Here is a 12,308-nt window from a genome sequence, read left to right as displayed (position 1 = left end):
ACCGGTTGCATGTCAAGTGGAGGAATGGCAGTCTTCGGGCTCGAATTGATGGAGCTTCAGGATTCGTGGTAGTCGGGTTCAAAACGGGCGAGTTTCCAGAATCCATGATCAAGCGAGCCAAGGGCGTCACCATCAGCCAAGTCGCGGAGGCGGCCGGCGTGGCGCGTTCCAGCGTCTCGCGCGCCTTCACGCGGCCGGACATGCTCTCGCCCGAAACGGTCGAGCGGATCATGAAGGCGGCGGAAGCGCTCGGCTACGTGCCGAACCATACGGCACGGGCGCTCAGCACCGGCCGCCACGGCAATGTCGGGCTGATTGTGCCGGATATCGCCAATCCTTTTTTCCCGCCGATGATCCGGGCTGCCCAGCTGGAAGCCGACCGCTCCGACTTCTGCATCTTCCTCGGCAATACGGAAGAGAACCCCAAGCAGGAGGACAAGCTGGTCGGCCGGTTCGCGGGCCAGGTGGAGGGGCTCGTGCTCGCCTCCTCGCGTCTTTCCGACGAGCGCATCCGCGCCCATGCCGGAAAATTGCCGCTCGTATTGATAAACCGCGACCTCGACGGCATTCCCCGCGTGCTGATCGACAGCGGTTCCGGCGTGCGCGAGGCAGTGGAACATTTGGCCAGGCTCGGGCATCGCAAGATCGTCTATGTCAGCGGTCCCTCAACCTCCTGGTCGAACAAGCAGCGGCGTTCCGCCGTGCGGGCCGCCGCATCCAGCCTGGGCATCGAGGCCGAGACAGTGCCGGCCGTGCTGCCGAGCTACAATTCCGGACGCAATGCCGTCGGTGCGATCCTTTCAACCGGGGCAACGGCGGCGATCGCATTTGACGACCTGACGGCACAGGGCGTGCTTGCCGGCCTTGCCGAAAAACATGTGGGCGTGCCCGGCGATTTCAGCCTGATCGGTTGCGACGACGTGCTCGGAGCCGTCACTTATCCGGCCCTCACTTCCGTTTCCAACCGTTCGATGGAAGCAGGCCGCGTTGCCGTCTCGCTGCTGCTCGACATGCTGCAATCACGCGCCATACATGATGTGCGCTATGTATTGGAAACCCATCTCGTGGTGCGGAACACGACGGCTGCCTTGCGATAGACATGGGAACCTTGCCGTGCGGGACAGGTTTGGAAGCATTCCAACCTTTCGCGGGAGGCTTTGATGCCCAAGAAGAAAAAGAAATGGTCGCAGGATGTGACTGAACACAGTCATGCCATGGATCTTCAGGAAGGCGTGTTCAAATCGCGCAGCCCCAAGAAGATTGCAGATTCGCTGAAACATTCGGCCGAAACCAGCGAGAGGCGCAAGTCGAACCCCTTCCGATCGGCCATGTCGATGCTGACTTTCTATATCAATCGCGCCGGCGGCCAGCTTACCAAATCACGGCGCGTGACGCTGGAAAAAGCCAAGGACGAGTTGCGCAAGGATTTCGGCCATGACCCGAAGCATTAAAACCGTGCCGCCGAGCCTTGATCCTGCCGCACCCGCCGCTACCATGACCATCGACATCATCTTCTTTGAACCCAGCGGCCAAGTGCCGAACCATCCGAGCCTGCCGGTGCTCATCTATCGCAACGCGATCCCCGCAGAAGGCGAGATGGCACCCAAGTTCGAGACGTGCTTCAGCGAGAATGGCTGGCAGGGAACCTGGCGCAACGGTGTTTTCGATTACCAGCATTACCATACCGGAGCCCACGAAGTGCTAGGCATCGCCGCCGGCCGGGCCCGGCTTCTGATCGGCGGGCCGGATGGCGTGGAACTCAGCGTCAACGCCGGCGATTGCCTCGTGCTGCCGGCGGGAACCGGCCACAAGCGGATCGATGCGAGCCGCGATTTCCTGGTGGTAGGCGCCTATCCACCCGGCCAGCATCCGGATATCCAGACCAGCCCGGCAAGCGAGGCCCAACTGCAAAAAATTGCACTTCTTCCGATTCCCGACACAGATCCGGTGGAAGGCGAGAACGGCGCGCTGAAGCGGTTCTGGGCACGCCGATAGGCCAGAAAACGAGTATCGGCAAACGATGTCATAAGCGGACCCGCTCAGGCCATTAGATTTAAGCCGGAGCGCATTTTCCCGCAGGGAGAGTGTTTGACGCTCCTCAAAATATATGGCTACCTTATACCGGAGCGCGAACGGGAGGAGACTGTTTCGCGTCATGCCACCCGGCCTCGCCCGTGATGTGCCGGACTGTCTCTAGGAGGAGAGTGCAGTGAACCGCTTTTTCGCAGGCGCTCTGGCGCTGATGTTTTCCGCATGCCTGTCAGCGGGTGGCGCGCGCGCTGACGAGGATAATTATCCCAGCAGACAGATCACGCTGATTGCAGGCTTCCCCGCCGGCAGCGGTGCGGATGTCTATGCCCGCTTTTTCGCAAGGAAGCTCGAAGAGGCACTCAAGCAGACCGTCATCGTCGAGAACAAGCCGGGCGGTCTCGGAAGCCTTTCGGTCGTCGCGCTGAAGAACGCGAAACCGGACGGTTATACGATGCTGATCGGCAGCGCCGACCAATTCACCGCTGCTCCGCACGTCTTCCAGAATCCGCCCTACGATCCGCTCAAGGATTTCGACTACGTCGCCCCGGTCTTCAGCCAGGCATTCATGATGCTGGTGAACGCCAAGTCCCCCTATATGCATATTTCCGACCTGACCAAGGCGATGAAGGAAAAAGGCGACAAGGCATCCTATGCCACGCCGAACTTTCCGGCGACCATTCTTGCCGAGATGTACAAGGCCAATGCCGGCGGTCTCGATACCCTGCAGGTGCGCTACAAGACCAGCGCAGATACGCTGAACGATTTTTCAAGCGGGGCGATCGACTACATGGTCGGTGATCCGGTCTTCGGGCTGGCCCGCTCGCGTGACGGCACGTTGCGCATCCTTGCCGTCAGCACGGCAAAGCGCATTTCATCGGTCCCGGATATCCCGACTTTTGAGGAAGAAGGCGTGCCGAATGTGGACGTGCGTATCTGGTGGGTCCTGGCCGCACCCAAAGGCACGCCCAAACCGATCCTCGAAAAGATGCACAAGGTCATGACAGAGGTCACCACCAGCGACGATGCCCGTAAGTTCGTCGGCACCAATGGTGGTGAGCCGATGACGCTCGACAGCCCGCAGGCCACTCTCGACTATGCGACCATGGACGTGAAGCGCTGGGAAGAGTGGGCGAAGATCGGAAAGATCGAGAAACAATAAGCAGAGCTTCGTGGGGACGGAGGCGGAAAGGGCCGAAGATAATCTTCGGCCCTTTTTGCTTTTTGCTTTTTGCTTTTTGCTTTCTGGGAAATTAGCTGCTCCTTCTCTGGGCACCGCTCCGACTAGTGCCGATTCTGAACAACCTGTGATCGTCATCCCTCCTGCCGTTTTCCGGCGGGAAGTGAAATTCAGTACCGATTTTGCCGGAACAAGCCTCCCTGCCTTGGAGTTACACGCAAAAGTCTACGGCAAGGTACAACCGATGAACACGCGCCCCCAATTCGCCTCACGGACCTCGCTCTCGCAACTGCCACCGCAGATTTATTACGTTCATCCGTTGATGCTGAAAGGCCTGGATGCCTGGCGTGAAGTCTTTGCGCATGCCAAAGACCTCGGCTTCGACACTGTGCTGACCGCTCCCCTTTTCGCACGCGGCCGCAATGCCAGCATCTTCGTGACGAGGAACTTCGACCGGCTCGACCCGGAGCTCGAATTGGGTACCTCCGTCGAGGATGGGTTCAAAGCGCTGATCGAAGTGGCCCGGGCGCAGGATCTTAAACTGATGCTCGATCTCGTCATCGATCGAGTGGCCGATGATGAACATGCCCGCCCGATCGCCGCAGACCCCCGCGCAGTGCCGCAGGAAAGCCTGAGCCGCCGCATCGATTTCCTGAGCGAAACCCGTCATATCGAGGATTGGCGCAACCGCATGGCGTGGCTCGCCGGCCTTGGCATCGCCGGCTTCCGCTGCCTGGGGATCGGCCGCGTTGCGCCGGAGGCGTGGTACAACCTCATCGTTTCGACCCGCAGAGCAGCGCCGGAAACAACCTTCCTTGCCTGGACGCCTGGCAGCGCCTTCGAGGATCGGAAGGCCCTCAAGGGCGCCGGCTTCGATGGCAGCTTCTCGTCCTTCGCCTGGTGGAATCTCGAAGAACGCTGGATCATGGATGAATACCAGATCCAGCGGCAGATCGGCTACCAGATCACCTTCCCGGAAGCGCCGTACGGCAAACGCATGGCGCATGGCACGGACAGCTGCGAGGTGCTGCAGCGCAAGGCGATCCGGGCGCTGAAGCTCGCTTCGACCTTTGCAAGCGGACTGATGATCCCGATGGGCTTCGAATATGGTGCGGCCGTGCCGCTCGACCCTTTGCACGGTGACGGGTTAGGCCTGCGCGGCCTGCAGGATCAAGGCGCGTTCGATCTTTCGGGCGACATCCGCGCGGTCAACGCCAGCACGAACAAGACTGTCGCCGGTTTTGCCCGCCAACCGCTGAGGCTCATCTCCACCAGCCAAACCCCGGCCGTCGCACTGCTGCAGACGGATCAGGAGGATCTGCGTGCCTCGCAGAAAATCCGCGTCGTGGTGCTTAATCGCGACCTGCGCAAGGTGACCAACGCACCCTTCAACGTATTACGCGAAGCCGCCTCCTCTTTCCTGCCGCTGACCGCACTGGATGACGAAAATGAAGTCTTCGCCCCTGAGATCGAGCTGAGGCCTGGCGAACTGCGCATCTTCGAGGGCCGATCATCCGTCCCGGTCGTGGATGCCGTCCCGGTGCCGACCGCCCAGGAGGCTGCAGCTTCACCGCGCCTTGCGATCGAAAAGATCACGCCTTCGGTCGATGACGGACGCTTCGTCGTCAAGCGTGTCGTCGGTGAGACCGTGAAAGTCGAGGCCGACATTTTCAGTGATGGACACGATCCGCTTTCGGCGGCCCTGCTCTGGCGTGCGGCCGATGATGAGAACTGGCATGAAGTCCGCATGCAGCTTATCGAAAACGATCGCTGGCAGGCCGAATTCACACTGAGACGCATGGGGCGGCATGAATTCGTGGTCGAGGGCTGGCGCAGTACCTTTGCCATCTTCCGCTACGAGTTCACCAAGAAGCACGAGGCGCGGCTCGATCTTCGCCTGGAAATCCAGGAAGGCATCAACCTCGTGCTCGATGCGCTCGACCATGCATCCGGCCAGATCAAGACGCGGCTGCAAGCTCTGTTTGACGAGCTGACGGAGGTGCAGGATTCCCGGCGCACGGAAATCCTGCTGGCGGCAGAAACAGCCGAACTCATGGCGGAAGCCGACCGCAAGCCGCATTGCGTACGCTCCCAGGTCATCCCGGTCGACGCAGAGCGCACGGCAGCTGCATTCGCAAGCTGGTACCAGATTTTTCCGCGCTCCCAGAGCGGCGATCCGGACCGACACGGCACGTTTGATGACGTCGTCCGTCGCCTGCCGGCGATCCGGGAGATGGGCTTCGACGTGCTCTACTTCCCGCCGATCCATCCAATCGGCAAGACGAACCGCAAGGGCAAGAACAACAGCCTGCGGGCAGCACCGGAAGATCCCGGCAGCCCCTATGCGATCGGCTCGGAAGCGGGCGGGCACGACGCGGTCCACCCCGAGCTCGGAACGTTCGAAGATTTCCGCCGGCTGATAGACGCCGCAAAGGAGCATGGCCTCGAAATCGCTCTCGACCTCGCGATCCAGTGCTCACCCGATCATCCCTGGCTGAAGGAACATCCCGGCTGGTTCGACTGGCGGCCGGACGGCACGATCCGCTATGCGGAAAACCCGCCGAAGAAATACGAGGACATCGTCAATGTCGATTTCTATGCCTGCGACGCCGCCCCGTCGCTCTGGATCGAGTTGCGCGACGTGGTGCAGAAATGGGTGGACCAGGGTGTCAAACTCTTCCGCGTCGACAATCCGCACACCAAGCCCTTCCCGTTCTGGGAGTGGCTGATCGCCGATATCCGCTCGCGACACCCCGACGTGGTCTTCCTGTCGGAGGCCTTCACCAAGCCGAAGGTCATGTACCGGCTCGCCAAGATCGGTTTCTCGCAATCCTATACTTATTTCACCTGGCGCAACGCCAAGTGGGAACTCGAAGAGTATATGCGCGAGATCACCACCGAAGAGCCGAAGGATTTCTTCCGGCCGCATTTCTTCGTCAACACGCACGATATCAACCCGGATTTCCTGCAGAACGCGCCACGCCCGGCTTATCTCATCCGCGCCGCGCTCGCAGCGACGCTTTCCGGCCTCTGGGGCGTCTATAACGGCTTCGAACTCTGCGAAGGCAGGCCAGATGCCAAGCGCAAGGAATATGCGGATTCGGAGAAATACGAGATTCGCGCCTGGGATTATGACCGACCGGGCAACATCAAGTCCGAGATCACCATGCTCAACCGGATCCGCCGCGAGAACCCGGCGCTGCACTCGCATCTCGGCATCCAGCGTCTCACCGCCTGGAACGACAACATCATGTTCTATGAGAGGGCGAGCGCGGGACGGGAGAACGTCCTGCTGATCGCGGTGAACCTCGATCCCTACAATGCCCACGAAGCGGATGTCGAAATTCCGCTCTGGTCATGGAACCTACCCGACCATGCGGCACTTGATCTCGAAGACCTGATCACCGGGCACAGGTTCACCTTAGCCGGCAAGATGCAGAGGATCAGGCTCGATCCTCATGCAGGACCGCCCTTTGCAATCTGGCGCGTGAGATAAGGGAGGAAAGCAAATGGACATGACGACCACTCGCGGCCAGAACCAGGCTCAGCCCCACGAGGCGGGCCCGCTGTGGTACAAGGACGCAATCATCTACCAGCTCCACATCAAGTCCTTCTATGACGCCAACGGCGACGGCATCGGCGACTTCAAGGGCCTGCACGAGAAGCTCGACCACATCGCCTCGCTCGGCGCCAACGCGATCTGGCTTTTGCCTTTCTTTCCTTCCCCCCGCCGCGACGACGGATACGACATTGCCGACTACGCGAATGTCAGCCCGGATTACGGCACCCTGGACGAGTTTAAGGCCTTCGTCGATGCAGCCCACGAGCGGAGTATCAGGGTCATCATCGAACTCGTCATCAACCACACTTCCGATCAGCATCCCTGGTTCCAGAGGGCGCGGCATGCGCCGCCCGGGTCGCCGGAACGGGATTTCTACGTATGGTCGGACACGGATCACAAATTTCCGGAGACGCGGATCATCTTCCTCGACACCGAGAAATCCAACTGGACCTGGGATCCGGTCGCTGGGGCCTATTACTGGCACCGTTTCTATTCGCACCAGCCGGACCTCAACTTCGACAATCCGCTGGTGCTCGAAGAACTGCTCGGCATCATGCGCTTCTGGCTGGAGACCGGCATAGACGGCTTCCGGCTCGATGCGATCCCCTACCTCGTCGAGCGCGAGGGTACGATCAACGAGAACCTGCCGGAAACGCACGACGTCCTGAAGAAGATCCGCGCCGCGCTCGATTCCACCCATCCGGGCAGAATGCTGCTCGCCGAAGCGAACCAATGGCCGGAGGATACGAGCGAATATTTCGGCAATGGCGACGAATGCCACATGGCCTTCCACTTCCCGCTGATGCCGCGCATGTACATGGCGATCGCCAAGGAAGACCGCTTCCCGATCACCGACATAATGCGGCAGACGCCGGAAATTCCGGAGAATTGCCAGTGGGCGATCTTCCTCAGAAACCATGACGAACTGACGCTCGAAATGGTGACCGACGAGGAACGCGACTACCTCTGGAACATCTATGCCGCTGACCGCCGTGCGCGCATCAATCTCGGCATCCGTCGCCGCCTATCACCGCTGATGGAACGCGACCGCAGGCGCGTGGAGCTCATGAACGGGCTGCTTCTTTCCATGCCCGGCACGCCGGTCCTCTATTACGGGGACGAGATCGGCATGGGCGACAACATCTATCTCGGCGACCGTGATGGCGTCAGGACCCCGATGCAATGGTCGCCGGACCGCAATGGCGGCTTTTCCAAGGCCGACCCGGCGAAGCTGGTGCTGCCACCGATCATGGACCCGCTCTATGGCTACGAAGCCCTGAACGTCGAGGCCCAGAGTGCCGACGCCCATTCGCTGCTCAACTGGACGCGGCGGATGTTGGCGCTGCGCAACAAGCACCCTGCCTTCGGTCGCGGTTCGCTGAAGTTCCTGGCGCCCGGAAACAGGAAAATCCTCGCCTATCTGCGCGAATATGATGACGAGACGATCCTCTGTGTCGCCAATCTCTCACGCCTGCCGCAGGCGGTGGAACTGGACCTCGCGCAATTTGCAGGCCGGGTGCCGATCGAGCTTTCCGGCATGTCGCCCTTTCCCCCTATCGGGCAGCTCACCTATCTCCTGACCCTGCCGCCTTATGGTTTCTTCTGGTTCCAGCTCGCGGCGGAAGCGGATGGTCCAGTCTGGCGCACCGAGCCGCCGGAGCAGATGCAGGACATGGTGACGATCGTCGTGCGGCGCGACCTGCAGGAATTGATCGACGAGCCACGCCTTTCCAATACGCTTTCGAATGATGTGCTGCCACCTTACCTCGGCAAGCGCCGCTGGTTCGGCGCCAAGGGTGAAACGCTACGGGGCGCTTCGCTCGTTGCGGCAACGCCGATTCCCTTCGCCAGCAACCTCCTACTTGGCGAACTCGAGGCGGACTTAAGCGGACGCAAGGATACCTACCTGCTGCCGCTTGCCGTCTCCTGGGACGACAGCCAGCCAACGGCGCTCGCCCATCAGCTGGCTCTCGCCCGCCTTCGCCAGGGCCGCCGCGTCGGCTACCTGACCGACGGCTTCGCGATGGAGAGCCTGGCACGCGCCGTCATCCGCGGGCTCTGTGAACGGGCGGTGATCTCCGGACGTGCCGGAACGCTGGAGTTTTTAGGTGCCGACCAGCTCGACTGCATGAGCGTCGCCGACGACATGCAGGTGCGCTGGCTCTCCGCCGAGCAATCCAACAGTTCCCTGATCCTCGGCGACATGGCGATGATAAAACTCATCCGCCACATCTTCCCGGGCATCCATCCTGAAGTGGAGATGACCCGTTACCTTACCAATGTCGGATACAAGAACACGGCACAGCTGCTCGGCGAGGTGGCCCGCATCGCGCCGGACGGTAATCGATATACGCTGATCATCGTGCAGAGCGCCATCCGCAACCAAGGCGATGCCTGGAACTGGATGCTCAGCAACCTGCGCCGCTCGATCGACGAGGTGATGGTGACCGGCATCGACGGCGACATGGCGGACGAATATTTCAAGCCGCTGACCGACTTCGCCGCCACGATCGGCAAACGACTGGGTGAATTGCATATTGCACTGGCGCAACCAACAGACAACGAGGATTTCAAGCCGATCTGGGCGACCGCCGCTGATGCGGACAAATCGCGCGAAGCGGTGACGACACGGATTTCCGAAAGCTTGTCGATCCTTGCCGATAGTATCGAAGCGCTGGAGCCGGACCTGGCCGCCGAGGCAAAGTCGCTACTGGAGCGCCGCAATGATCTTCTGCGGCTCGGCGAACATCTCGCCGGAGCCATCGACGGCACGCTGATGACACGCAATCATGGCGATTTCCATCTCGGGCAGATTCTGGTGGCGGAAGGCGACGCCTATATCATCGACTTCGAAGGCGAACCGACCCGCGATCTCTCCGACCGCCGTACCAAAGCCAATCCGTTGCGTGACGTCGCCGGGCTTCTGCGGTCGCTCAGTTATCTCGCGGCCTCTGCCGATCTCGATCGGGAGGTTGTGAGCGAAGTGGATGATGTCCGCCACAACGCGCTCGTTGCCCGTTTCACCAAAATGGCCGAGCCCGCCTTTCTGCAGGCCTATTTCGACGCCACGGAAAGTTCGGACGCGTTGAAGATATCCAACGAGGTCCGCGACCGCATCCTCGACCTCTTCCTCCTTGAAAAGGCGGCCTACGAGATCGCCTATGAAGTCCGCAGTCGGCCGCACTGGCTGCCGCTTCCAATTGCCGGCTTCTCGGCGATCGCCTCGAGACTTCTGGAGAACGCCTGATGAGATATGAGCGCACCGACCTGATGATCGGCACCGTCCGTGAGGGCCTGCAAGCCCTTGTGGAAGGGCGGCACGGCGATCCTTTCTCGATCCTCGGACGCCACCAGTACGGCGACCTCACCATCGTGAGAGCCTTTCTGCCGGGGGCCCTTTCGGTGCAAGTCGTGGAGGCAGATACGAGCAAGGTGTTGGCCGAACTGGAAACCATCCATGAGGGCGGATTGTTCGCTGGCGTGACCGGCAGCACTACGCCCTATCTTTTCCGCATTCGATGGCCGGACGCAGTGCAGGAAACGGAAGACCCTTATTCCTTCGCTCCGCTGCTCGGCGATCTCGACCTGCATCTCATCGCCCAGGGCACTCATTACGAGCTTGGACGAACGCTCGGAGCGATCCCAATGGAGGTCGACGGCGTCGAGGGTGTACGGTTCGCGGTCTGGGCGCCCAATGCCCGGCGCGTCTCGGCCGTCGGCGATTTCAACTCGTGGGACGGCCGCCGCCATCCCATGCGGCTCCGTCCCCAGGCCGGCATCTGGGAGCTTTTCGTCCCCCGGCTCACCCATGGCGAACGCTACAAGTTCGAAATCATCGACGCCCATGGCAATCTGCTGCCGCAGAAGGCAGACCCCGTCGCCCGCGCCAGCGAGGCCGCACCTTCGACCGCTTCGATCGTCGCCTCCTCAAAACCCTTCCGCTGGGCCGACGAGGAATGGATGCGCGCCCGCGGCGCCGACCGCATCGGCGACGGTGCCATCTCGGTCTATGAAGTGCATCCCGGCTCCTGGGTGAGGATCGCCGAAGAGGGTAACCGGGTGCTCGACTGGGTGGAGCTCAGCCAGCGGCTCGTCCCCTATGCGGAAAGCCTCGGCTTCACCCATATCGAGCTCCTGCCGATCATGGAGCACCCCTTCGGCGGCTCATGGGGTTATCAGCCGCTCGGTCTCTTCGCGCCGACCGGCCGCTACGGCACGCCGGAGGATTTTGCGTATTTCGTCGACCGCTGCCATCAGGCGGGCATCGGCGTCATCCTCGACTGGGTGCCGGCGCATTTCCCGACCGACGTCTGGGGGCTTGCCCGCTTCGATGGCACCGCCCTTTATGAGCATGAGGACCCGCGGGAGGGATTTCACAAGGACTGGAATACGCTGATCTACAATCTCGGCCGCAACGAGGTGAAGGGTTTCCTGATCGCCAGCGCGCTCGAATGGCTGGAGCATTTCCATATCGACGGGCTGCGCGTCGATGCGGTCGCCTCCATGCTCTACCGCGACTACAGCCGCAATGAAGGCGAATGGATCCCGAATCAGTATGGCGGGCGCGAGAACCTCGAGGCGGTCGAGTTCCTAAAGCATCTGAACAGCATCATCCATGATCGCTGCCCGCATGCCTTCATGGTGGCCGAGGAATCGACCGCCTGGCCGGACGTGACGAAGAAGCCGGAAGAAGGCGGCCTCGGCTTCGATTTCAAATGGAACATGGGCTGGATGCATGACACGCTGCATTACATGCAGGACGATCCCGTCTATCGCAAATACCATCACCACGCGATGACCTTCGGCATGATCTACGCCTATTCCGAGCGCTTCATGCTGCCGCTTTCCCACGACGAGGTGGTGCACGGCAAAGGCTCGCTGCTCGGCAAGATGCCGGGCGACCATTGGCAGAAACTCGCCAACCTGCGCGCCTATTACGGCTTCATGTGGGGCCATCCCGGCAAGAAACTGCTCTTCATGGGCGGCGAGATCGCTCAAGAGACGGAATGGAGCCATGACGCCTCCGTCCACTGGGACCTGCTCGATCGGCCGGATCATGCGGGCCTCCAACGGCTGGTCGGCGACCTGAACAGGCTTTACACGCAGGAGCCTGCCCTGCAGTTCGGCGACCTACATCCTGAAGGCTTCGAATGGGCGGTGGCCGACGGCGGGGAAAATTCCGTCTACGCCATGTTGCGAAGCGCGGAGGACCGTTCCGCATACATCCTGATCGCATCCAACTTCACGCCGGTGCCGCGGCATGGCTACCGGATCGGGGTTCCTGTGGAGGGGCGCTGGGACGTGGTTCTGAACACCGACGCGGCAATCTACGGCGGCTCCAATCTCGGCCAGATGGAAGCCTGGACGCAGCGCCAGCCGGCGCATGGCAAGGCATTTTCGATATCGCTCGTCCTGCCGCCGCTTGCGACGGTGTTCTTGCGGTGGAAGCGATAGAGCCCTTATTGCCCAGAGCGCTTACCTTTACCCTTGGCAAAGGGGATGAACCCAACCAGCGGCGTATTGATCTCAGGAAGCGCG

The 12,308-nt window shown here is 61.2% G+C and carries 7 protein-coding genes; all 7 read left to right on the top strand.

Annotated elements, in window-relative coordinates; translation table 11 throughout:
• The first annotated feature begins 104 nt into the window (after nt 1-104).
• The 7 genes from J2046_RS03150 (at nt 105) to glgB (ending at nt 12,224) form a co-directional block, all read left to right on the top strand.
• A complete protein-coding gene (locus tag J2046_RS03150) occupies nt 105-1,097 on the top strand; it encodes a LacI family DNA-binding transcriptional regulator (RefSeq protein ID WP_210049426.1) in 993 nt (330 codons plus the stop codon).
• A 63-nt stretch (nt 1,098-1,160) separates the two neighbouring features.
• Nucleotides 1,161-1,451 (top strand): DUF3175 domain-containing protein, encoded by a 291-nt coding sequence (locus J2046_RS03145; protein WP_210049424.1) that lies wholly within the window; start codon nt 1,161-1,163, stop codon nt 1,449-1,451.
• Nucleotides 1,452-1,494: 43 nt separating this feature from the next.
• Nucleotides 1,495-1,995: a cupin gene (locus J2046_RS03140; RefSeq protein ID WP_210049739.1), complete on the top strand. Its 501-nt coding sequence runs from the start codon at nt 1,495-1,497 to the stop codon at nt 1,993-1,995.
• Between the two features lie 214 nt (nt 1,996-2,209).
• A complete protein-coding gene (locus J2046_RS03135; RefSeq protein WP_210049422.1) occupies nt 2,210-3,190 on the top strand; it encodes a Bug family tripartite tricarboxylate transporter substrate binding protein in 981 nt (326 codons plus the stop codon).
• A 262-nt stretch (nt 3,191-3,452) separates the two neighbouring features.
• Nucleotides 3,453-6,704, top strand: coding sequence for a maltotransferase domain-containing protein (locus J2046_RS03130; RefSeq protein ID WP_210049420.1), 3,252 nt, complete (start codon nt 3,453-3,455; stop codon nt 6,702-6,704).
• A 13-nt stretch (nt 6,705-6,717) separates the two neighbouring features.
• A complete protein-coding gene (gene treS / locus J2046_RS03125; RefSeq protein WP_210049418.1) occupies nt 6,718-10,017 on the top strand; it encodes a maltose alpha-D-glucosyltransferase in 3,300 nt (1,099 codons plus the stop codon).
• A complete protein-coding gene (gene glgB, locus J2046_RS03120; protein ID WP_210049416.1) occupies nt 10,017-12,224 on the top strand; it encodes a 1,4-alpha-glucan branching protein GlgB in 2,208 nt (735 codons plus the stop codon). The genes treS and glgB overlap by 1 nt, the downstream gene beginning before the upstream one ends.
• The last annotated feature ends 84 nt before the right edge of the window (nt 12,225-12,308 follow it).

Origin of the sequence: Neorhizobium petrolearium, from assembly GCF_017873175.1 — a bacterium.
Lineage (GTDB): Bacteria > Pseudomonadota > Alphaproteobacteria > Rhizobiales > Rhizobiaceae > Neorhizobium > Neorhizobium petrolearium.
This window is presented reverse-complemented; position numbering and strand designations above follow the sequence as displayed.

What these genes read in the sequence shown, in the direction of transcription:
- J2046_RS03140 (WP_210049739.1), top strand. Translation starts at nt 1,495, where the DNA reads ATGACCATCGACATCATCTTCTTTGAACCCAGCGGCCAAGTGCCGAAC.
- glgB (WP_210049416.1), top strand. Translation starts at nt 10,017, where the DNA reads ATGAGATATGAGCGCACCGACCTGATGATCGGCACCGTCCGTGAGGGC.
- J2046_RS03130 (WP_210049420.1), top strand. Translation starts at nt 3,453, where the DNA reads ATGAACACGCGCCCCCAATTCGCCTCACGGACCTCGCTCTCGCAACTG.
- J2046_RS03145 (WP_210049424.1), top strand. Translation starts at nt 1,161, where the DNA reads ATGCCCAAGAAGAAAAAGAAATGGTCGCAGGATGTGACTGAACACAGT.
- treS (WP_210049418.1), top strand. Translation starts at nt 6,718, where the DNA reads ATGGACATGACGACCACTCGCGGCCAGAACCAGGCTCAGCCCCACGAG.
- J2046_RS03150 (WP_210049426.1), top strand. Translation starts at nt 105, where the DNA reads ATGATCAAGCGAGCCAAGGGCGTCACCATCAGCCAAGTCGCGGAGGCG.